This is a genomic window from Flavobacterium sp. SLB02 (genome assembly GCF_009664855.1).
Lineage (GTDB): Bacteria > Bacteroidota > Bacteroidia > Flavobacteriales > Flavobacteriaceae > Flavobacterium.
In genome coordinates this window covers 1,115,583-1,139,037 of the sequence record NZ_CP045928.1, presented here as the reverse complement: position 1 = coordinate 1,139,037, position 23,455 = coordinate 1,115,583, and the positions used below count along the sequence as shown (strand labels likewise).

Genomic DNA, 23,455 nt, shown 5'->3' with positions numbered 1-23,455 from the left:
GTTATTCGAATCAGTCTCTATCGGTTATTCTTTAATCTCTCGATTATCTTACTCTTTATTCTTTTGCTCTAACATCTCTGTTAAAGCGGCTGTCAATTCAATATGTCTACGAACGTGTTTCTTTTTTGTTTCGCTTGTTTCTCAAAGCGGGTGCAAAAGTAGTGAGTTTATCCGTATTTACAAGTTTTTTTATAAAGTTTTATTCAATTATTTTTAAAACTTTATCATAACCTTCTGATAAAGTTGATCTTAAACTTTAAAATTTAATATTAATACAAGAGAATTTTCTTACGATATTGTTTTGCAAGCAAAATCAATTCAAAAAAATGCCTCTTCTTTTACGGGTTCACAGGTTAAGTTAAACAAGTATGTTTAACATATTTAAAAACTCTTTAATATACTCTTCAAAATAAAATCACAGACTAGTGAATGATTTTCCCTATTTGATATTCTTTGAATTCCAAAATTTACTTCAAATACAAAACTTACCATTGCTATATCATAGTACCATTTCAATTCATCCAAAGATGTTTATTCTCTCATAGTTTATTGACTTGTTACCTATTGTGGCAACCTATCCTAGTTAAAGGATGCTTAGGATTGGAAAAGCTATATTGATTTTTTACTTTCGTATATGCAATCTGAATAATGAACCTGATAAAATGCGATTATGGATTTCAGTGAAAAAGGTCTTTCCCTTGAAGAGGTAAAGGCAATGGATATGGTATCTTATTTATCTGCCTTGGGATTTGAACCCTCTAAAATATCCCACGATGAATATTGGTACCTCTCACCTTTACGAAATGAAAGGACAGCTTCTTTTAAAATCAACCGCAGTATTAACCGTTGGTATGATCACGGGATGGGAAAAGGAGGTAATCTCATTGATTTTGGCATGCTGTATTTTAACTGCTCCTTTGGCGATTTTTTAAATCGTCATTGCAGAAATATTCCCCTGCAGCATTGCTTTGTTCCGCTTCAAAATATTTCGAAAAAAAATCAATCAAAAATTATCATTTTAAAAGAAAAGCCACTCCAATCTCCTTCTCTCTTACACTATCTAAGACAAAGAAAAATTCCTCTTGGCACTGCCCGTGAATATTGCTGCGAGATTAGTTATGGCATTAATGAGCGTTCCTATTACGGCATCGGCTTTAAAAATGACTTTGGTGGATTTGAAATCCGAAATCCCTATTTTAAAGCCAGTAGCTCACCCAAGGGAATCACTACTTATGAACATACCGATAAAAAAGTACTGGTCTTTGAAGGGTTTATGGATTTTTTATCCTACAGGTCATTGAGTGGTCAGCTTAAAAACCAAAAAGAAAGCTTTGTGGTTCTGAACTCTCTTTCTTTTTTAGAGAAAGCCCGCCCTTTTATGGAAAAACACAAAGCGGTAAGTCTCTATCTGGACCGGGATGAGCCTGGGCAAAAATTCACTGAGCAGGCCCTTGGCTGGGGCAGTAAATACAAAGATCAGAGCGCACTGTATAAAGACTGCAAAGATCTTAACGAGTGGATGATAAAATCTGAGAAAAGCCAGAAAAAACAAAGTTCGGGCTTAAAACGATAAAGACTTAAATCCAAGAGAACCATTACCCTTTCAGACAAAGATTCTCTTGAGACGCGTGATTTGCTAATATCTAATTTATGATTCAAAGAAAGTGTTAATCTTAAAAAAATATAGCTATGCAAACCGGAGAAAACGAGCAGGCACTGCGAAAAATACTTGATATGACCCGCCTTATAAGTATAATCCTTTTAGGCCTGCACTTTTATTACTATACCTATAGCGTGTTTCTGCATTGGAAACTGGCAAACCCACTAGGGGATAAAATCCTTGGAAATATTGCTCTGACAGGGCTATTTGACACCTTTGATCGCTCCAAAATCCTGGCTCTTGGCTTTTTGGTCATTTCACTTCTGGGCAGCAAGGGAAGAAAAAACCAATCTATGACCTATAAGCATGCTTTTCTTTGGCTTGGCTTAGGCTTGCCTCTTTATTTTTTGAGCTACTTTTTACTGCTTTTAAAAATAAATATCATCTGGCTGGCAATTATCTATATTAGTGTGACAACAACAGGATTTATTTTAATTCTAACAGGAGGTACTCTCCTCTCGCGTGTTATAATCCAAAGGCTTGATCAGGGAGATATTTTCAATAGTGAAAATGAGACTTTCCCACAGGAAGAAAGACTCATGGAGAATCAATACTCCATCAACCTTCCCGCCCAATACTATCTAAAGGGCAATATTCGAAAAAGCTGGATCAATATCATCAACCCCTTTCGCGGACTACTGGTCCTGGGAACCCCTGGCTCGGGTAAATCCTATTTTATCATACGCCATGTCATTACCCAGCACATAAGAAAAGGATTTTGCATGTTTGTTTATGATTTCAAGTTTGATGATCTCACTACCATTGCCTACAATACCTGGCTCAAAACAAAAAAATCACATCTAATTGCCCCTGAATTCTACAGTATCAATTTCGATGATCTGAGTCGCTCGCACAGATGTAATCCATTAGTTCCTATGACCATGACCGATATTACCGATTCGGCCGAATCGGCCCGAACCATTCTATTGGGACTCAATAGAGAATGGATCAAACGTCAGGGTGATTTTTTTGTGGAATCCCCTATTAACTTTTTAACGGCCATTATCTGGTATCTCAGAAAGTATAAAGATGGACAATTCTGTACACTACCCCACGTTATTGAACTCATGCAGGTAGATTATGATGATCTTTTTACCCTTCTTCGGACAGAGAAGGAAATAGAGGTACTTATCAACCCATTTGTCAATGCATATCTCAGTGATGTTATGGAGCAGCTAGAAGGGCAAATTGCCTCAGCCAAAGTAGCTATGGCCAGACTCTCCTCTCCCCAGCTCTATTATGTGCTATCGGGAAACGATTTTACACTAGACATCAATAATCCAAAGCAGCCCAAGATCATCTGCATGGGAAACAATCCTCAGAAGATCCAAATTTACGGTGCTGTACTCTCGCTTTATGTAAGTCGTTTACTAAAACTGGTCAATCAGAAAGGAAAACAAAAAAGCAGTCTTGTATTTGATGAATTTCCCACTATTTACCTCAACAATATCGATAATGTTATTGCCACAGCCAGAAGCAATAAAGTGGCAACCTGCCTGGGCATACAGGATTTTAGCCAGCTTAGAAAAGATTACGGGCGCGAGCAGGCCGATGTCATTATGAACCTTACAGGAAATATCATCAGCGGTCAGGTCAGCGGAGACACTGCCAAGCAATTATCGGAGCGAATTGGAAAAATTATGCAGGACAGGGAAAGTCTTTCCATAAACAGCAATGATACCTCTGTTAGCCGCTCTAAACAATTGGAGCTGGCCGTACCGCCTTCCAAAATATCTGCTTTAAGCTCAGGTAAGTTTGTGGGAATGGTCGCTGATGATCCGAATTGCAAAATAGAGCTTAAAACATTCCACAGTGAGATAATAAATGACCACAAGAGCCTTAAAAACGAAACTGATAATTACAAAGATATTCCCATGGTACGAGAACTCAATAATGAAATTGTACAGAGTAATTACCTTCAAATAAAAAAAGACATCCAGGATATCATTAACGATGAGATGGATCGCCTTATGGGTGATCCTGAACTCTCTTGCCTGGTGATAAGAAAATAAGTTCAACCTAAAGAGAAATGCCATGAGAACAAAGACTAATAACCCAAAAAAATATCGTCATGTATATCTGGGAATACCTACTGCAGAATATATTGAAATTGAAAATAATTACAAAAAAAGTACCTGCCGCAGCCTGAGTGAATATATTTAGGAACATAATTATTCATAATCCAATCACCATACGCTACAGGGATCAGTCCCTGGAAGATTTGATCGAAGAAATAGCATCTCTGAATGATCATATGAATCAGGTGAGAAATACTGCCTTCCAAATTCTTGAAAAATTAACAAGTCAGCAGCAAACCAGTCAATTCAATCCGGTACTTACAGGATTTGAAACCACCATAAAACATCTGGATAAAACAATCCAAGAAATCAAAATACAAATTGAAAAAATCGTAAAAAAATGGTCACAATCATAAAAATTGGCTCATCAATAAGCAGAACCATTCACTATAATGAGAGCAAAGTCACAATAGGACAAGCGCAATGCATTGGGGCAGGCAATTACCCTGTTGATCTTGATAGATTAAACGATACAATAAAAAAAAGACGTCTTACCCAAATAACAGCATTAAACCAAAATGTAAAGCGCAATACAGTACACATCTCACTGAACTTCTCTCCACTTGAGCATCACTGCAGGGAAACCCTGATGGCAATTACCAATTTCTATATGCAACGAATTGGTTTTGCCAAGCAGCCTTATCTGGTATATGAGCACTACGATAGCGCCCATCAGCACGTTCACATTGTCACTAGCAATGTTACAAAAGAAGGCAAGAGCATTGCCATGTATAATTTAGCCATTGATAAATCAAAACCTGCCAGAGAGGAAATCGAAGAACTATTTGGGTTAATTAAGGCGCGAGGACAAAAAGCAAATAATCAACTTGATTTGAATCCCATAGCCATAAAAAGAATCAAGTATGGAGAAACCGAATCAAAAAAGGCCATAAATCTTGTTCTCAATTATGTATTGAATCAATACAGCTATACCAATTTTACAGAACTAAATGCCATTTTATCCCAGTATAATCTTATTGCTCAAAGAGGAAGTGAAAATTCAAAAACATTTCTGGCAGGTGGATTAGTATACCAGATTTTAAATCAAAAAGCAAAACCTGTTGGAAAACCTATCAAGGCAAGTATACTTGATAACAAGCCAACATTGGCTTTTTTAGAGAATCAATTTAAAGAAAACACAATAAAAAACGCTGAGCAGCAAATAGGGATTAAAAAAATCGTAAATAGGTATTCAATTCAATCTATAGCTTTAGATGAGCTGAGCCCGATATTGCAAAGGTCAGCGATCACTACTGTGGCTAAAAAAGATGCTGATGGGCTTATTGATGAATTAACCTTTATTGATCACAAGACCAAAAGTTTTTTAAATGGTGATTTTCTCCTCAAGCAACTCAATGAGAATCTTGAGCAAAGATCCCCAAAAGCGGCACTCTTTTTTGAGAACAGAAAAGCTAAACGAGGTAAAACTACCAGACATAGCTTTTGAAAATGCTTTATTTTGCATTTTAATTTTACAAGTCATCTTGCAAAATTTTTCAGCTCAGTTTCCAAAATTACTTTCAAGGTCCGAATCAATTGCTATTTAATCTCTTTTTTAAGTTTTTCCAATGAAGAATCCTCTATTTTTTTGATCTGATTAATAACAATTTGAGCAATAGCAGTCGCGCCTTTTAATGAAAGGTGTGTATCATCTGCTTTGTCTTTTTGATAATAGGGATTCTCACCTGCCTTAAAATGCAAATGCAATTGCTTTGACTCCTCAGGTCCGTAAGATTCTTCGAGTAACTCTGAATAATATTCCAGATCAATAAAAGGGACTTTATATTGCTGAGCTACTAATCTGACCTCTAAAGGATACTCACCGTGAGTGGGTACAAGTACTCCTTTTTCATTAAAATTACGCCTTGCAATAGAAGTGAGTAGCACAGGGATAGCGCCTTTCTCACGACTCTCTTTTACAAAGCGAATAAGATTGTATCGATAACGGGTATGTGGGTTTGTATATCGGGTCGAATCTTCTATTTTTTGGTCATTATGTCCAAATTCTATAAAAACATAATCGCCTTTTTTAAGCTTTTTATAAATAGAATCCCAGCGTTTTTCATTAATAAAACTCTTGGTACTTCTTCCATTTACTGCTTTATTTTCAACGACAATATTTGCTGTAAAGAAAGGCTGAAGCACTTGCGCCCAACCATGTTCAGGATTTTTCTCTGGGTCTTTCTTGTTGGCCATGGTAGAATCTCCAATAGTAAATAAGGTTGTTTTTTGGGCGAAACTTGCCGTTGTGATCAGCCAGATCATCAATAGATAATATTTCATTTTTTTCATTCTTAGAGTTCTTTCATTCTTATTTTGCCGCAGAAGGAACGGTTGCTTTTTCTCCTATAAAAACTTCGTTCAATACTACATTTTGAGCATTTGAACTTGAAATGGCATTTTTTGCCCATTTTATATCTATGTTGTTCAGAGAAATATTTCGGACTTTTTTATCGGCAAATCCCTGAATTACAATGCCTGTTTGCGTTGCTTTATTACAGGAAATATTCGAAAAGAAAATATCTGATATCTCCGATTGAAAACCATTTCCTTCACCATGGTAATTGGCCGTTATATACAAGCAATCTTCTACCTGATCGAGTGCAATATTTCGAACAAAAATATTTTTAATAAAACCGCCCCGATCGGCATTGGTTTTCAAATAAATTCCCCTTTTTAAATAGCCAACTGCTTTACAGTTCTCAACATATACATTTTGAACTCCGCCGGACATTTCGCTTCCTATCACAACGCCATGAAGTCCTTTGAAATTACAATTTCTAATGACAATATTTTCACTTGGTGTGGCCGCATTTGCTCTTCCTTCGTGATCTCTTCCTGCTTTAATGGCTACATTGTCATCACCATTATCAAAGGTTACATTTTCAATTAAAACATCTTTTGCATACTCAGGATCAATACCGTCATTATTGTGATTTAAAGATTTGTAACTCACGCCTCGGACCGTAATACTTTGAGATTTTAATAAATGCAGACACCAGAAAGGTGAATTTTCTATCCTGATATTTTCAACTAAAATGTTTTTGCAATTAAAAAACTGAATCATCTGGGGACGCAAAAAATAACCAGCTCCCAATTTCCTGTCTTTAAGTGGAGTATTGTTATGATTCATCTCGCGGCTCAGATTTTTTCCCGCTGTTTCTTTAGCCTTAAAGCTTTTCCATGTCTTAGCTCCTTCTCCATCAATTGTTCCCTGACCCGTTATGGCAATATTAGAACATTGGTATGCATAAATTAAAGGGCTGTAATTATAAAGCATTGTCCCTTCCCAACTGGTTAAAACCATGGGTAAATAATCCTCAGGATTGTCACTGAATTTTATCTTGGCTCCCTTTTCAATTTTAAGGTTAACGTTACTTACAAAATGAATTGGACCACTTATTTTATAAATTCCTTTAGGCACAATTATGGTTCCGCCATTATTTTTTTTACACAACGCCATGGCTTTATCAAAAACAGCCTTATTATTGGTAAGAGAATCTCCTTTGGCGCCTAACTTCAAAATATTTATCTGATAAGAAGCAATTACAGGAAGCTGAATTCTATTTAGAATCGAATCTACTTTTGCTGAGGGAAATTCGCTATTCTGCGCAAGACAAGTCCATGAAATCAATAGAAAAATGAGACACTTAAAATTCATGATTTATATTTTGATTTTGATTTAGTTATTCTATAAGCTCTGGGTTATTTTTCTTTACTTGGCGTACCAATTAGCAATAGAATCTTTTAAGATATTTTCAATGGTATATTCCCCGGCTTCTTTCTTTGAGAGCTGATGTGACCATACCACTCTTTTTGTGGGCTGATAGCCTTCGCCTCTTCCATTATACTCACCATAAAAAGCATTTTGTTCTGCTTCGGGTTTGGACCAGTTGTGCCAGCCCTCGGGCCTGATATGCTTTCCCATATCACAATTAATGTAAACGGTTTTGGCATAAATACGCCACGGCCTTCCCAGATAAACTGCCGTTGCAGCTGGTTCAGCAGTAAGTTTACAATTTTGAAAAACAAATCCAAAAGTGGTATCCTGTGGTGTTGAAGCTGCCGTGATATAAGAGTTTTTAATGCTTCTGATCTCACAATTTTCAAATAAGACCGTAGCGCTTCCAAAAATAAAATCAGTAGTACCTTCGATATAACAATCTTTAAAATATTGTTTGGCATTTTTTCCAGACACATACAAAGTGTCTTGATTGCCTAAAATACTACAATTTGATACCTGAGCGCGATTGGCTACAAGAGACAGTGCAATGGCCTGACCATTGTCGCCCGATGCATTTTTAATGGTTAAATTCGAGGCCGAAAAATCATCCCCTTCAACTAAAAGTGTATAGGTAAAAAAAGTACTGTTTCTTCCTGTGTTGATTCTCGAAAAATTATCATCAAAGGTAATAATGGTATTTTCTTTACTTTCTCCAAGAAGTACTACGTGTGTATTCCACTCGGGAATTCGGATCTTCTCCTTATAAATTCCATTTTTTACAAACACGGTCACTTTTTCATATGGAAAAGAAGGACAAGCATTGATAGCATCTTGAATTTTTGTAAAATCACCTGAACCGTCTAGGGCAACGGTAAAGAAATTAGCTTTTTTTTTATCTATAGACTCTGCTGCTGATAATTTAATTCCGTTTTTAATGGCCCATGCAGGATATTTTTTCAATACTTCTTTTGGCGCATCGCTATACCAGGAATAGCCATTTCTGCGTTCCGAACCAATTTGATCAAGGGATTTTCTCCTCACTCCGTCACGATCGCAAAAAAAGGGTTCATTGTTATCCAGCTCCATAAATCTTGCCCAAATTGGCGATGCATTCTCAGTGACAATCATATTCTTGTCTATAATTTTTCCCTGATCGTTTAAAACGCGTTTCTCTTCAAGATTGGTGATTTTTGTTTTTTCAAACCAAGCCTGAGCGCTTCTAACCGCTGTGATTATCTCTTTTGAAGGTTTTTCTATCGACATTAAAAGCAGTACAATTTTAGCCGATTCATATCCGCTTAAAGAAGCGAGTTCAAAAGCTCTTGCGTTTGCCGGGGCAAGGGTAACCTCATCGTGTTGCGCGCACCAGGCGGTTAAAACTCCGTTTTGTTTGTATTGCGTTTTTAAAATACAATCAATTCCTTTATCGAAAGATTTTTTAGCTTTTTCGATAGTTGCTGCCGATGGTTGTATGCTGTAAAAATCAGTATCCTCACTTACATGTTTGATGATATTTAAAATATTTACCATCGAGTCGTCATTGTAGGTAATGTGTGTGTAATATCCCTTTTTTAATGGATAAAACTGAGGCCAGCCTCCATTGCTATATTGCGCCTCAAGTAAATAGTCTAAACCTTTTAAAAAAGATTCTTTATAACGCTCGTCCTTAACCTGCGCGTACATTTTAGACATAAAAAGCATTTCCTGACAAGTTGCACTGTTGTCTGTAGTGATTTCTTTTGTTGACTTTTTAAGGGCCAGTAAATCCTTTTTTTGCTGCGGGGTTAACTCTTGCTGCATCTGAATATTTTTTGGCCATCCGCCAATATCTCTTTGATAAAGCAAAACATTCTCTGCTATTTTTTTAGCTTGCTCTGTGCCAAACCAGCCTGCATCGTTTTTGCGAATAATATCGGGCCAGTTTTTATAAGTGTTCTGAGCATTTACAGCAAAACAAATGCTAAATAGCACTATAGCTATATATTTTTTAAATTGAATCATTTTAAGCTTATTTTGTTATTCTAAACCAATCTACGGCAGTATTTCCCGAATCATTTGTTACTTTTTCGCTCAAGGCAAAAAGCCCAACTTTGGCACCAATCCATTTTCCTTCTTTTGATATAAATTCAGAACCAATCGATTCATACTCCTTATCATCTAAACTATAAAAGAAATTACAGACTCCGCCTTTTTTAATTTTTACTCTAAGGTAAATAATATTGTTTTTAATTAAAACCGGAGTGGTTTGGCTTTCAGCAACTTTTTTATCAAAAGTCCCTGTTTTCTGGTTCAAATATAATTTGCCCATATCGTTTCTTAAATTCAGATAACTATAATCCAATCCCATAATGATTAGCCCTGTTGATTCGCCATTTAAACGGGTATTAAATGTCATTTTCGTCGTTACGGTAAATTCTTCGGCAGGGAATTTTTGCAGCAATAAATTAGGCGCGTCAAATACCTTGTTGCTATCTTTAATTGTTGGTAAACAAAATAAATTAAGATATCCTAAACTTGTCGGAAAACCCCAATTGATTTGGGAATTGGCCTGCCATTGCCATTGCAAACCTAATTTTGGATCATTAAACTCATCAGATTCTGCAGGAGTTTCTATGGGGTATTTCTTGCCTACGTTTGGTTTTTTGAATCTTGCAACCGGTTCTCCTATGCCGTTTTTATCAAAATCCTCTCCCATAACCGGCCAATCTTTTTCCCATTTCATGGGCTCAAGGTGAACAATTCTTCCGTAAGCTCCTTTGTCCTGAAAATGAATAAACCAGTCTTCTCCGCTTTGTGTTTGCACCCATGCGCCCTGATGCGGACCGTTTATGGCTGTTTTTCCTTGTTCCAGCACTTTCTTTTTTTCATACGGGCCAAACACATTTTTTGATCTTAAAACAGTTTGCCACCCGGTAGAAACCCCACCGGCAGGAGCAAAAATGTAATAGAAACCATTTCGTTTATAAAATTTAGGCCCCTCTATTGTACCTTCGCTCTGATGCCCGTCAATTACCATCACCTGATCATTATTGGCAATTGTTCCCTGGGCATTCATGCTGCAAACTACAATGAGACTCTTAATCTGGGCGCGGCTTCCGGCAAAGGCATGAACAAGATAAACTCTCCCGTCATCATCCCATAATGGACTTGGGTCGATAAGTCCAATACCGCCTTTTACCAAAAGAGGTTCAGACCATGGGCCTTCTGCTTTTTTGGCTTTAATCATGTAAATTCCAAAATCAGGATCAGGATAATAAATATAAAATTCATCATTATGAAAAGTAATACTTGGAGCCCACACGCCATTGCCATGCTGTACTTTATTAAAAAAGTCAAAGGGAGGTTGCCTTGGCAAAGCATAACTTAAAATTTTCCAGTTTACAAGGTCTTTCGAATGCAAAATTGGCAATCCGGGAATACAATTAAAAGAAGAGGCTGTCATATAAAAATCATCCCCTACGCGTACCACATCAGGATCCGAATAATCGGCGTGAATGATAGGATTGGTGTATGTTCCGTCCCCATTATCGGGCACCCAGACCTGGGCGAAATTCTTTTGCATCGCCAATATGGATAAAAAAAGAAAGAGGGCTTTTATATTTTTCATTTTACATTATCCTTATAATAAGACCTAACAGATTTTAAAAGCCTGTTAGATCTTTTCCTGAAACTTATTATCTGTTCAACTCTAAAGCAGCCAGAATAAAAGGTCCGGTAGCTTTAGGATCATTGTCTTTTTTCTTTTCGTTTACATAATATTCGTATGAGCCATCTCGATAAGGAGTTCCGCCTAAACCGGCAACCTGACAAGCTTGCGTGAGTGTAATTCCGCCATCGGCATCTACTTTTATTATTTTTTTTGTCAATCCGTCGAAAGCTTTGTTGGCTAATTTTTTATAGCTGGCTGGCAGATATCCTTTGTTGGCTCCTTTTGCAAAAGCATAAGCAAACATTGATGATCCAGAAGCTTCAAGGTAATTTCCTTCTTTATTGCCTTTGTCTGTTACCTGATACCATAAACCTGATTTATCCTGATATTTAGCCAAAGCAGCCGATGCATTGTTCAGGTATTTTACCAATTCTTTTTGTTTTGGATGCTCTTTTGGCATATAATCCAATACATCAACAAGGGCCATAACATACCAGCCTAAAGCTCTTGACCAGAAATTTGGCGAATTACCTGTTTCTTTATTTGCCCACGGCATTTCTTTACTTTCATCCCAGGCATGGTACAATAATCCGGTTTTTGGATCTGTTGCGTGCAATTGAATTAACTCAAATTGTTTTGCGATATCATCAAAATTTTGTCCGTTTTCAAACGTAAGGGTATATTGTGCATAAAATGGTTCTCCCATATACAAACCATCTAACCACATTTGGTTGGGATATATTTTTTTATGCCAGAATCCTCCACTTGCAGTGCGCGGCTGCTCGGAAATTTGCTTGCGCACTAACTGCATTGCTTTTAGATATTTTTCTTCTTTTGAGCTAGCATATATATCAAAAAGCAAACGCCCAGGTACTACCAAATCTATATTGTATTTGTCTAATTCATAAGTTTTAATTGTTCCGTCGTTTTGCACTAACTCATCTACATAACCTCTTATGTAAGTTTTATATCGGGAATCCGGATTTTTCTTGTACAATTCTTCGATCGAATGCAAAACCAAAGCATGAACATAATCCCATTTCGGTTTCTTAGAATCATCGATCATATAGGCTTCTGGGTGGCGTTTCATTAAGGTCAAGGCCATTTTATCAGACCATTTTAAATTTTTAGAAATTACGATTTCTTTCTTTGCAGGTTCCTGAGAAGTCACTTTGCAACTTGTAAAGGCTATTAAACAAACTAAAATAACCCACGTAAAATAACTTTGTTTTCTAGTATTTTTCATTTTAAAATATATTTAAATTTTATTATTTTTTTAATTCTATCGCACTAAGTAAAAATGCTGCCAAAGCTGGCGAACTATTGTCTTTTGCTTTGCTATTGGTATAATATTGATTCGTTCCGTCGCGAAAAGGTTTTCCTCCCAAACCAACACTCGAAGATACATTTGAGATTACTATTTCACCATTTTTATCTTTTTTTACAAACGTGGCAATAAAGGCATCAAAGGATTTTTGCGCAACCTTTTTATAATCCGAAGATAAATATCCTTTGTCTGCTCCTTTTGCCAGACTATAAATAATCATGGCCGAGCAAGATGATTCTAAATAATTATCTTTCAAATCACGCTTGTCTGCTACCTGATACCATAAACCTGTTGCACTTTTATGTTCCACTGCACTTTTTGCTATCTGGTTCAAATAGCCTGCCAGCTTCTTAAAGTTGGGGTTTGTCTTTGGATAATAATCGAGTGTTTCTACCAAAGCCATCATATACCAGCCTATAGCGCGTCCCCAAATGGTTGGTGAGGTTCCTGATTCGGGATTTGCCCATGCTATTTCTTTACTTTCATCCCAGGCCTGATACACCAAACCTGTTTTTTGATCTACCAAATGATTTTGCGCCAATTCAAATTGTTTGGCAATATCATCCAAAGCTTTACCTTTTTCATACCTCACTGTGTATTGTGTATAAAAAGGTTCAGCCATATACAAACCATCTATCCACATTTGATTGGGATATATCCCTTTGTGCCAAAACCCTCCGCTTGCCGTTCTGGGCTGAGTCTCGATCTGAGCTCTCAATTGCTCTATTACTTTTTTGTAACGATCATCTTTGGTCTGATCATATAAATTAAACAATAATTTTCCCGGATTTACACAATCGATATTGTAATCTTTGATGTTGTAATCGGTAATATTTCCCTGGGCATCAATTAATTCATCGGCATATTCTCTTATATAATTGAAGTATTTTTCGTGGTTTGTTTTTTGATATAATTTCTCAAAAGCAAACAATACCAATCCCATTTTATAATCCCATTTTGGCTTTTTAGTTCCATCGATCTGAGAAGCTTTAGGATAGTTTTTTAAAATAGTAAGTGCCGTTCTCTCTGACCATTTTAAATTGTCAGCAAGAACAGTATTTTCATTAGTTTGGGCGATTGTTTTATTACCAATAATCAATAACGAAACAATAAGATTTATTTTTAAAAAAGTCGATTTAAGCATACATTTTATTTTTTGCCACAGATTAAAAGGATTAAAAAGATTTATTTTTTTTTCTCGTAGATTGAGCAGATCAGGCAGATTTTTGCCATCTCTTTTCTTTCCTCTTTGCTCTTTATTCTTTTTTCTTTTTTCTTTTCAATCTCTTAGATCTTCCCTTTTTTGTTCAGTACTTCTAGTTTTTGATCTAAATACTTCACGAACTCTTCTTTTGATTTAATTCCGTTTGGTTCTTGTTCCCAGGCGCCCAAAAAGTAAAAAGAAGTTGCTTTTGTAGTAGGTTTAAAAACCAAAAGGTAATCTAAAGTAGTATCAGCAAGATTTTCGATGGTACTGGTCTTATAAAAAATAGCCATTCCTAACTTATCGGGCACTAATGACTGCTCACCGTAAGTGGCCAGATAAGCCCATTTTTTATTTTTACTTTCCTTTTTAAGTAATTCAGCATTTTTTTGCTTTACAATTCCGGTACAAATTCCTTTGATTTCTTTTGATGCCTGAATTGTATGTTGCGTGTAAAGCTGATCTGGTTTGATGGTTAAAACTGATGTGAAATCGATTTTATCCAAGGCTGTTTTCCATCCGTAATAATTCACTTTTACGCCAGATTCGTTCGTTTTGTTTACCACAGTTGCAATGGTTGAGTCTACTTCACGGAAGTGTAATTTTTCATCATTTAAATAACGATCTATAGATCCAATTCCGATTCCTTTTCCTGCTTTAAGAATATCTGCACCCCAGTCGCTCATCTGATGATAGGAATCAAAATTATCCTGACCTACAAGAGGCAAAATATTAGCCGTTGTTTTCTTTCCAAAAATATCAATGGCATTTCTCCAGTCCAGATACAAACGATATCCAATACGGTTACTCTCCCAACCCGGGCCTTCGTAACGAATATCAAAGGAATGATCTGTATGTTCGGGAGCTAATTTTAGACGATCGACATTTTTAAAAACAGTTCCTCCAATATATTTGCGTCCTTCCCATTTTCCATCAGTTTTGGCAGATATCTCGGCATATGTTTTGGCTGTTTTAATGTCGTATTTTTGAGCATTAACCGCTGTAAGTCCAACTAAAAATAAGGTTGCTAATGTGATCTTTGTTTTCATTTTATTCTAAATTATTTGAATATTCTCTCTAAAAATTGTGTCGTATAATTCACTGTTTCATCCATCCAGGGCTCAAAAAACCAAAAGGAATGAGGTGAATCCTGAATTGTTTTTACTTCACTATAAATCTTGTTTTGATTTAAAATGGCAATCATATCATCCCGTCCTGCATGAAACCGCTCAAAACTGCTGTTGATAAACAGACTTGGCGGTGTATTTTCACTGGCATGACTTAAAGCCGACGCTTCTTTCCAGTTTTGCGGATTTTCCTCATAGGTGCCGCCCAGCCAAAAAGCAGCCATTTCTCCTTCGCCAGATTCAGGATGCTTAAAAGCTAATATTCCATCTACATCGATAATTGCCTGAACTCTTGAAGAAGACTTACTCTTGTATTTTGCATCTTCAAAAGCTAAATCTGTATTTGTTGTACCAATCAAAGCTGCCATTTGGCCTCCTGAGGAGCATCCTAAAACGGCAATTTTGTCTGGATCTACATGAAATCTCTTTGCATTATCTTTTATAAATTTAATCGCATTTTTTACATCATAAATCCCTTTTGGATATTTTGCCTCGAGCGATAATCTGTATTCAATTGCAAAACAAGAATATCCTCTTGAGGTTATTTCCTGTGCTAGACCTTGCATTTGATTTTTATTTCCTGACTTCCAACCGCCTCCATGAATCATGATTACCCCTGGATTATTTTTCTGCTTTTTATTAAAAAAGGCATCCAAATGTAATGCCCGGTTTTTATCCTTGTAATACACTATATTCTCGATCTGAATATCATTTTTTCCTTTATTTGCCTTTGCAATTTTTATAAAAGGATATTTCTTAATGAGTTTATCATAGGTACTTTTTATGGTATATGAGGTATCAACACTATAACTTTGCGCTATAACACCCTGAGAGACAAACACTAATACCAACAAGATTCTTTTCATTTCAAGCGAACTATTATTTCGTTAAGAAAGGAGTCCGATTCATGACCGAACTCCTTTTTAACTTCTTCAAAAAAACAAAACCTCAAAAATTTTTAAATTACTAATTATACCAGATTTTTAATATGCCGGATTTTGAGGGAAATCTTTATTTCTATTTAAATCTAATGCTGATTGTGGTATTGGTCTTAAAATTTTCTGTTGACCATTTTGACCTGCAAAAGCAGCAGCACTAGTAACTTTAGGATTGTACAAAACAGTTCTGTCAACTAATGTTCCTGTACGTTTTAAATCGAACCAACGGTGGTATTCACCCAATAATTCTCTTCCTCTCTCGTCTAATATTGTATTGATATCAATAGTTGTTACTACCGGAATTGCTCCTACTACACCACCGCCTGCTCTTCTTCTTACTTCATTTAAACGAGCCAGTGCAAGTGTAGGCTGACCTGCTTTAAAATAAGCTTCGGCAGCAACTAAATACGTTTCTCCAAGTCTTGAGATAATAAAATCACGTGTACTGCTTCTGTTTGTAGCAGCAGTAATTGGAGTTGTATTGTAGTTGGCACTAGTAGCACCGCTATAGGGAGCATTAGGGTCATCAAATTTTCTAACCGGAATTAGGTTGTAATCTCCTCCTGAAGGCGCTGATGAAGAATAAGATCCCCAAATATGATAACCTGCCGGTACTGTTGAAGGAGCTGTAATTTTACCCAAATTCGTATGAGAGGCTATATAGGCAGTTCTCTCTGCCGGAGTAAACCATTTTGGCTCATAGAAATGAGTCACTTTTGAAGCTGATTTATCTGCTGTTGTACTATACAAATCGTAATATCTGGCAAAGATTTCCGTCATAAAAGTACTCTCCCAGCGTTTATCCCCTTTTTCAAATAATGAGATTGCATAAACAGTAGGACAAAGCGTGTAACTTCTGTTAGGATAAGGGTTTCCTGCAGCTGCAGCACCTAAATAAGGACCAAACCAATAATTTTGAGAATTCCCAAGGGAAGTCGTTCCCGTTGCATTAGAAGCTGAAGAAAACTGAACTGAGAATACTGTCTCAGCATTCATTTCATTACCCGGTTTTACCACATCTTCAAAAGATACATTTAATGCCTGGCCTGCAATTGCCTGATCTGCCAAAGTTGCTGCCGTTGTAAAATCTGTTGGTGCTCCAAAAGTTTCATATCCTTTAGTTAAATATACTTTTGCCAATAAATCCTGAACAGCTCTTTTATTCACTCTTCCTGTATAAGCACCCGCTGCAACTGCCGGAAGGGCTTCGTTAAGATCTTTAAAAATCTGAGTATACACCTCTTCGGCTGTATTTCGGTCAAAAGAAGTTACCGCTGTATTGATATTATCCAATACAATTGGCACACCTCCATAAGTCTGAACTAATAGAAAATAAGCATTTGCTCTTAAAAATTTAAGTTCACCTACTCTTGTATCCAGTGTACTTGTTTTCTCTGTAAGGGTAGAATAATATATTCCTTTATTGGCTTGTTGAATGGCCATGTAACAAGTTCTGTACAATAAATCAACTCCTGCAGATGATGAGGATAATGTTAAATATTTGGCTAATCCTTCAGGCTCCTGATTTCTTCCCTCAGAGTACATATCTGTACCTGCTTCAAATAACCACGGATCACCACCATAAATATCTTTTAAGGTTGAATAATTTGTATTTACCAATGACTCAAACCCGGCAGAGGTAAGAAAATATTGTTCTGCTGAACCAAAAGCAAGATTTTCTTCTTCAATAAAATCTGAACAAGAATGTAGTGTGGTTGCCAGAATTGCTATAACTATTATTAATTTTTTCATTTTTCTTTAATTTAAAATTTTAAACTTAATCCCATCTGAACCGTCATTGTAGAGACACGGTTAACTGCTAAAGCCGCAGTTGCCCATTCAGGGTCATATCCTTCATAATCGGTAAATACAAAAGGATTCAAGACATTAACATATAATCTTAAACTTTTAATTTTCAGCTTACTAACCAGATCCTGATCAAAACTATATCCTAAGGCAATGTTTTGAACTTTTACAAATGAAGCATCTTTATAAAACGCTACGTTGTTGGTATCATAGTAAACACCTGCTCCACGAGGCAAAGGATTTGTATTGGAGTATTGAGAAGGAAGACCTGCTCCGTTTGCCGGAACATACCAATCACCAAGATCTAATTTCTGACGACCTCTATCTGTAACATCGGCAAAATTATCGTGGAATCCACTAAATACAGTCATTCCCTGATTGGTGATTAAAGACAATGATAAATCAAATTGTTTTACTTTTAATGTTGTAGAAAAACTTCCTGACCATTTAGGATCATAGTTCCCCAGAATAGCCCTGTCGTTATTGGCATCAATTTTTCCATCATTATTCAAATCCTTTACTCTTGCCTCACCTGGTTTCTGACCGTAAGAAAGTGCCTTAGCTGCTTCACTTTCCTGCCATACTCCATCAAATACAAAATTGTAATAAGAGTGAACGTTTTCCCCAATAAATAAGTTGTTTCCAACATCATCTACTTTATCTTGTCCGTAAATAGATTCTAATTTATTTACGTTTTTAGTAAAAGTAAAACTGGTTTCCCAAGACACATTTTTAGTCTGAATGTTTTTAGTCACTAGCGCAACCTCGATACCTTTATTTCTAATAGACCCCACATTTGAAGTAATAGTAGGAACTCCTATTTCCAGTGGTAAAGCTTGTTGAAACAATAAGTCTTTAGACAAACGATTGTACACATCTACACTACCTGAGATTCTATTGTTAAAAAAGCCAAAATCTAAACCTAAATTCACCTCTTTTGTTTTTTCCCATCCCAAATTTGGATTTCCTAAACTCGATGCTGTGTAACCATTGGCAACAGTAGAACCATATTCATAATAAGTTGGTGTTTTAAGAAGACTTAAACTTGAATAAGGATTCACATTATCGTTTCCTGTATAACCAATACTTCCTCTAAATTTAAAGTTAGAAACAAAAGATAATTTTTGCATGAATGCTTCCTCATGAAGATTCCATCCTAAAGCTACAGAAGGGAAAGCAGTCCATTTATTTCCTTCAGCTAAAACTGATGATCCATCATATCTCACTGAAGCTGTCAATAAATAGCGCCCTTTATAAGCATAATTAAAACGAGCTGCATATGATTCTAAAGTATTTTTAGAATAAGGAGTAAACACACCAGAAGGAATCAAAGCAATATTGCCACTTCCAGGGGTCAATGTATAAGTAGACTGAGCTCCTGATCCTAAATTATAAAAACTGGTTTCGAAAGGATTTTCTCTTGAGGCTGCAAAATAAGTTTCAGTAGTATTAGAATAAAAACTCTGAAGTCCTAAAAAGCTAAACACATGATCCTTTGCCAGGGTATAATTGATATTAAACTGGTTGTCCCAGGTATAATTAAAGTTTTGCACGTTGGTTACATCACCAGATGGCAAACTTTTGTTTTTAAGTCCAAAATCTGTTTGTGCACCAAATGATCTTCCTTCTCTTGCATCCATTTTCCCAGCTGAAAAAGTAGATTTAAAAGACAGCCAGCTATTGACTTTGTATTCTGCAAATACATTTCCAATTGTGGTGAATCTCTCTATTTCATCGGCAGAATTGGCAATTTCTAAAAATGGATTATACGATCCTGTTTTATTAATGGCAGATGTTCCGTTTGGATATTTTAATGTACCTGGCTGTTGCGCATAAGTGCCTACAATGTCGTTACCGGCTGCATCAATTGCCCAAGGTGAAGTAAATGGATTTTGTCTAAAAGCTTCCTGCATGGCAGTTGGGCTTCCTAACTGCTCATCTGTTTTAGAAATGGTAAGATTTACTCCAAATGAGATTTTATCATTTACTTTATGATTTAAACCTGCCTTAAAGTTGTATTTATCGATACCTTCATTATCAATAACTCCGGTTTCTTTTTGTACTCCCAGACCTATATTATAAGAGAGTCCGTTATCGGCGCGACCTGAAACATTTAGATAATTATTCTGAGTCATCCCTCCTTTAAGGATTCTGTCCTGCCAATTATAAGTTTTGTTTTTTACTACTCTCTGAAACAAAAGAGGATTAGAACCTGCCTGACCTACAGCGGCTTCTAATTCTGTTTCGTTGATATCATTATAAGTTGGATTTGTAGCTGAAATGGTAGTGGCTAAAAATGCTGATTGATGGTAATACCACCATTTTTCAGGGCTCATTAATTTAGGTAATCTCACTGCTTGTTTGTTACCATAAGAAGAATCGAATGAAACTGTTACTCCTGATTTTGCATTTGTTCCGCTTTTAGTGGTAACGATGATAACCCCGCTTCCACCTCTGGAACCATAGATTGCCGCAGACGAAGCATCTTTGAGTACATCCATTCTGGCGATATCCTGCGGATTCAAAAAGTCAATATTATCAGTAGGTACTCCATCGACAACAAAAAGTGGTTTAGAACCATCTTTATTAATGGAGTTTGTTCCTCTGATAATCACATTAAATCCATCACCTATACGACCTGAATTCGAAGTTACCTGAACCCCTGCAATTCCTCCCTGGATAGCCTCCATAGGGTTGGTTACGTTTCTTTCGGTAATTTTTGCGGCAGATAAAGTATTAATTGCACCGGTTAGATCTGTCTTTTTTGCCGTGCCATATCCCACTACAACAACCTCGTTAAGTGAGTTTGATTGTTCAGAGAGACTTACGTTTACTTTAGATTTTCCAGCTACACTAACTTCCTGTGTTTGAAAACCCAGGTAGCTAATTACTAAAATTGCTTTATTATTGGTTACATTAATTTTAAAACTTCCCTCAAAATCTGTTGAAGTTCCGTTTTTAGTTCCTTTCTCCTGGACATTTACACCTGGTAGTGATAATCCTGCAGCATCTGTAATTTTCCCTTCTACCACAGTAGATTGAGCGTAGATTGTAGTGCTCAACAGGAAATTCAGGAAAAATAAAAATACAAGATTGTATTTTATTTTTTTCTTTGATAATTGTTTAAAATTCATAGTGTGGTTAAATAGTTTTGGTTAAATTGAAAGTTTTTAATTTTTAATGGTTTCTACTCTTTTTTCATTCGCATTTGTATTTATAAAATTGATATTCTTTACATTTTTCAATAAGTAGGGCTCCCCTACTTTGGCTATTGTTACATTTTTCAGGGTAATATTCTCCACGGGAGATTCCTGATATCCTTCTGCCCACACTGCGTATTTTCCGCCGTTTTTTACCGTTATATTCTCAAGGTTTATATTTCTCACTGTAGGTATAAAATTCCCTGTTTGCGAACCGTATACATTATAGAACATCGTTACGCGCAAAACACATTCTTTTACTGTTCCTACTTCAAGATTTCTCACATAAATATCCTCTACAATTCCTCCTCTTTTTGAATTTGTTTTAATACGAATTGCACGATCCAGATTGGGGCTGTCCATTACACAATTCTCTACAAAAACATTATTTACACCGGCAGATATTTCGCTTCCCATGACAACTCCGCCATGACCATCGATCATTTTACAATTCTGAACAATGATATTTTTACTTGGTATGGCCACTCTTCTGCCGTCTGCATCGCGTCCGGATTTTATGGCAATACAATCATCACCGGTATTAAAAGTGCAGTTTTTAATGAGTACATTTTGCGAATATTCAGGATCACAGCCATCATTGTTAGGTCCATGACTATTTACTGTTACACCATCAATGATGATATTATTTGTTTTTATGGGATGCAGAATCCAAAACGGGGCATTGATCACCGTAATGTCTTTTACCAAAACCGTGTTGCACTGAAAAAATTCAATAAAATTGGGGCGTAAATAACGTCCTTCACCAAACACGCGCTCCGAAACCGGAACACCTTTTTCGGCCATTTCAATTAAAACCTCGCGGTTTTGAGGATCATTTTGAGAAGGAATTCCTTTCTTCCAGCCATAATCTTTACCTGCCGACCAAATCCACCAGTTCGTATCATCAGCCTGACCATTAAGAGTTCCTTTTCCTGTTATGGCAACATTCGTTTTATTTTTTGCATATATAAGAGGAGAATAATTCATCAGTTCGGTTCCTTCCCATGAAGTATGAACCATTGGATAATCTTTTGGATTTATGCTGAAAAGAATTTCGGCGTTGTCTTCTAAATGCAAATTCACATTACTCTGTAAATGTATAGGTCCTGTGAGATATTTTCCATTAGGCACCAAAACTCTTCCCCCACCATTATCAGCACATGCCTTAATTGCTTTTTCAAAAGCCAGTGTATTTGACGTTTTTGCGTCTCCTACAGCGCCAAAATCATTTATATTGAAAGTTTTATCAGCAAATTGAGTCTGAGGAATACTCTTTATAATTAATTCCATCTTTTTCCACGGATCTGAATGAGAAACTACAGCAGTACGCTTTGTACATGACATTATTGTTATAGCCACTGTACTGGAGATTAAAAAAGTTTTAAGTGCTATAATCTTATTTACAAACATTTGCGCGGGATTTATTGTTTACTCTTTCAAATCATTACATATATGTAATCGATTACACGAAAGTATAAAATAAGTTCTTACACACCAAATTAATTAGCAAAAAATTTATATATTTAATTTTTATTATGAAATATAATTACACTTTATGTAAAAAAACCTATAATTTATTATCATTGTTGATTCGAAAACGTTTTAATTATAAATTATGGTAATCGATAACAATTTGTGTAACGTTATAAAAAAAAATGTATTTTTGTCTAAGATTAATCTGAAAACCTTTTTTAATGAGCGAAAAAATAACTATTTACGATATTGCTGAAAAATTGAATATCACTGCCGCTACTGTTTCAAGGGCTTTAAACAACAATCCTAAAATAAAAGAAAGCACGCGCGAGCTGGTTATTAAAACTGCTGCTTCGATGAACTATAAGCAAAATAAACTGGCGTTGGCATTAAAAAGCGGACGTAGTAATAATATTGGCGTTATTGTTCCTCGTATCGACAGCAACTTTTTTGCCTCTGTCATTAGAGGAATCGAAGAGGAACTTCATCCTCATGGTTATCAGGTAATCATTTGCCAGACTCATGAAAGCGCAAAAAGAGAAAACGAAAATTTATATACTTTAATAGATGCGCAAGTAGACGGTATCCTAATGTCTGTTACTGATGTAACAGGCGAGAATAGCGGCGCTTTTGATAACGTATTACAAAAAAATGTTCCGCTTATCTTTTTCGACAGAAGCAAACATATCGATGGGGTTAGCTCAGTAACCATTAATGACTTTAAAGGAGGATATATCACTACAAAGCATTTAATTGATGAAGGCTGTAAATCTATTGCTCATTTATCGGGAGATCAATCCCTAGAAATTTTCAAAAACAGGTTTTTAGGCTACAAACAAGCTTTACTAGACAATGGAATGGAATTTAAAGAGGAATATGTAATCCCCGTTAAAAGTTTTGTTGATGCCGGAAAAGATGCAGTTGATATTTTATTACAATTGCAAACCCCGCCAGATGCTATATTTTCATCGAGTGATTTCGCTGCGTTAGGAGCAATTCAGGAATTACGATCCAGAAATATCAGCATTCCTAAAGATTTCTGTGTTGCGGGTTTCAGTAACGAGCCCTTTACTAAATTCATGGAATTATCTATTACCTCTGTCGATCAGTCGCCACTTGAAATGGGAAAAATGTCGGCGCGTGTTTTCCTGGAACAAGTAGACAAAACCGATACTATTAAAATTGAAAAAAAGGTAGTTCTCGCTCCTGAATTACACATCCGTAAATCATCATCAAGATCTAACTCATAATTTTTTTACCATATAAGTT

General features: G+C 36.1%; 17 protein-coding genes. 6 read left to right on the top strand and 11 right to left on the bottom strand.

The window, feature by feature from the left end; all coding sequences use genetic code 11:
* Positions 1 to 670 precede the first annotated feature (670 nt).
* The 5 genes from GIY83_RS04620 to GIY83_RS04605 all read left to right on the top strand — a co-directional run bounded on the left by GIY83_RS04620 (position 671) and on the right by GIY83_RS04605 (position 5,185).
* The gene (locus GIY83_RS04620) at positions 671 to 1,573 is read left to right on the top strand and encodes a toprim domain-containing protein (RefSeq protein ID WP_208685136.1); all 903 of its coding nucleotides are present in this window, start codon (positions 671 to 673) and stop codon (positions 1,571 to 1,573) included.
* Between the two features lie 116 nt (positions 1,574 to 1,689).
* Entirely contained in the window at positions 1,690 to 3,672 is a 1,983-nt protein-coding gene (mobC, locus tag GIY83_RS04615; RefSeq protein ID WP_208685134.1) for a conjugal transfer protein MobC, read from the top strand.
* 22 nt (positions 3,673 to 3,694) lie between these two features.
* Entirely contained in the window at positions 3,695 to 3,823 is a 129-nt protein-coding gene (locus GIY83_RS25075; protein ID WP_255474384.1) for a hypothetical protein, read from the top strand.
* Positions 3,810 to 4,094: a hypothetical protein gene (locus GIY83_RS04610; RefSeq protein WP_208685132.1), complete on the top strand. Its 285-nt coding sequence runs from the start codon at positions 3,810 to 3,812 to the stop codon at positions 4,092 to 4,094. The genes GIY83_RS25075 and GIY83_RS04610 overlap by 14 nt, the downstream gene beginning before the upstream one ends.
* Positions 4,079 to 5,185 (top strand): relaxase/mobilization nuclease domain-containing protein, encoded by a 1,107-nt coding sequence (locus GIY83_RS04605; protein ID WP_208685130.1) that lies wholly within the window; start codon positions 4,079 to 4,081, stop codon positions 5,183 to 5,185. The genes GIY83_RS04610 and GIY83_RS04605 overlap by 16 nt, the downstream gene beginning before the upstream one ends.
* Before the next feature lie 92 nt (positions 5,186 to 5,277).
* Here GIY83_RS04605 and GIY83_RS04600 read toward each other — a convergent pair whose 3' ends face one another.
* The 11 genes from GIY83_RS04600 to GIY83_RS04550 all read right to left on the bottom strand — a co-directional run bounded on the left by GIY83_RS04600 (position 5,278) and on the right by GIY83_RS04550 (position 22,057).
* Positions 5,278 to 6,021 (bottom strand): rhamnogalacturonan acetylesterase, encoded by a 744-nt coding sequence (locus GIY83_RS04600; protein WP_208685128.1) that lies wholly within the window; start codon positions 6,019 to 6,021, stop codon positions 5,278 to 5,280.
* A 28-nt stretch (positions 6,022 to 6,049) separates the two neighbouring features.
* On the bottom strand, positions 6,050 to 7,399 hold the full coding sequence (locus GIY83_RS04595) for a glycoside hydrolase family 28 protein (RefSeq protein ID WP_208685126.1): 1,350 nt from the start codon (positions 7,397 to 7,399) through the stop codon (positions 6,050 to 6,052).
* Positions 7,400 to 7,453: 54 nt separating this feature from the next.
* On the bottom strand, positions 7,454 to 9,463 hold the full coding sequence (gene pelA, locus GIY83_RS04590) for a pectate lyase (RefSeq protein ID WP_208685124.1): 2,010 nt from the start codon (positions 9,461 to 9,463) through the stop codon (positions 7,454 to 7,456).
* 7 nt (positions 9,464 to 9,470) lie between these two features.
* Complete coding sequence (locus GIY83_RS04585) at positions 9,471 to 11,069, bottom strand: glycoside hydrolase 43 family protein (RefSeq protein ID WP_208685122.1); 1,599 nt, start codon at positions 11,067 to 11,069, stop codon at positions 9,471 to 9,473.
* 67 nt (positions 11,070 to 11,136) lie between these two features.
* Positions 11,137 to 12,357 carry a glycoside hydrolase family 105 protein gene (locus GIY83_RS04580; protein WP_208685120.1) on the bottom strand — a complete coding sequence of 407 codons (1,221 nt, stop codon included), beginning with the start codon at positions 12,355 to 12,357 and terminating at the stop codon, positions 11,137 to 11,139.
* Between the two features lie 22 nt (positions 12,358 to 12,379).
* On the bottom strand, positions 12,380 to 13,582 hold the full coding sequence (locus GIY83_RS04575) for a glycoside hydrolase family 105 protein (RefSeq protein ID WP_208685118.1): 1,203 nt from the start codon (positions 13,580 to 13,582) through the stop codon (positions 12,380 to 12,382).
* 143 nt (positions 13,583 to 13,725) lie between these two features.
* Positions 13,726 to 14,691, bottom strand: coding sequence for a DUF4861 family protein (locus GIY83_RS04570; RefSeq protein ID WP_208685116.1), 966 nt, complete (start codon positions 14,689 to 14,691; stop codon positions 13,726 to 13,728).
* 11 nt (positions 14,692 to 14,702) lie between these two features.
* Positions 14,703 to 15,635 carry an alpha/beta hydrolase gene (locus tag GIY83_RS04565; RefSeq protein ID WP_208685114.1) on the bottom strand — a complete coding sequence of 311 codons (933 nt, stop codon included), beginning with the start codon at positions 15,633 to 15,635 and terminating at the stop codon, positions 14,703 to 14,705.
* A 117-nt stretch (positions 15,636 to 15,752) separates the two neighbouring features.
* Positions 15,753 to 17,459: a RagB/SusD family nutrient uptake outer membrane protein gene (locus GIY83_RS04560; RefSeq protein ID WP_208685112.1), complete on the bottom strand. Its 1,707-nt coding sequence runs from the start codon at positions 17,457 to 17,459 to the stop codon at positions 15,753 to 15,755.
* Positions 17,460 to 17,470: 11 nt separating this feature from the next.
* Positions 17,471 to 20,647 (bottom strand): TonB-dependent receptor, encoded by a 3,177-nt coding sequence (locus GIY83_RS04555; RefSeq protein ID WP_208685110.1) that lies wholly within the window; start codon positions 20,645 to 20,647, stop codon positions 17,471 to 17,473.
* A gap of 36 nt (positions 20,648 to 20,683) precedes the next feature.
* Positions 20,684 to 22,057, bottom strand: coding sequence for a glycoside hydrolase family 28 protein (locus GIY83_RS04550; RefSeq protein ID WP_229029211.1), 1,374 nt, complete (start codon positions 22,055 to 22,057; stop codon positions 20,684 to 20,686).
* A 350-nt stretch (positions 22,058 to 22,407) separates the two neighbouring features.
* Here GIY83_RS04550 and GIY83_RS04545 point away from each other — a divergent pair, with 350 nt between their 5' ends.
* Positions 22,408 to 23,436 (top strand): LacI family DNA-binding transcriptional regulator, encoded by a 1,029-nt coding sequence (locus GIY83_RS04545; protein WP_194620360.1) that lies wholly within the window; start codon positions 22,408 to 22,410, stop codon positions 23,434 to 23,436.
* Positions 23,437 to 23,455: the final 19 nt, after the last annotated feature.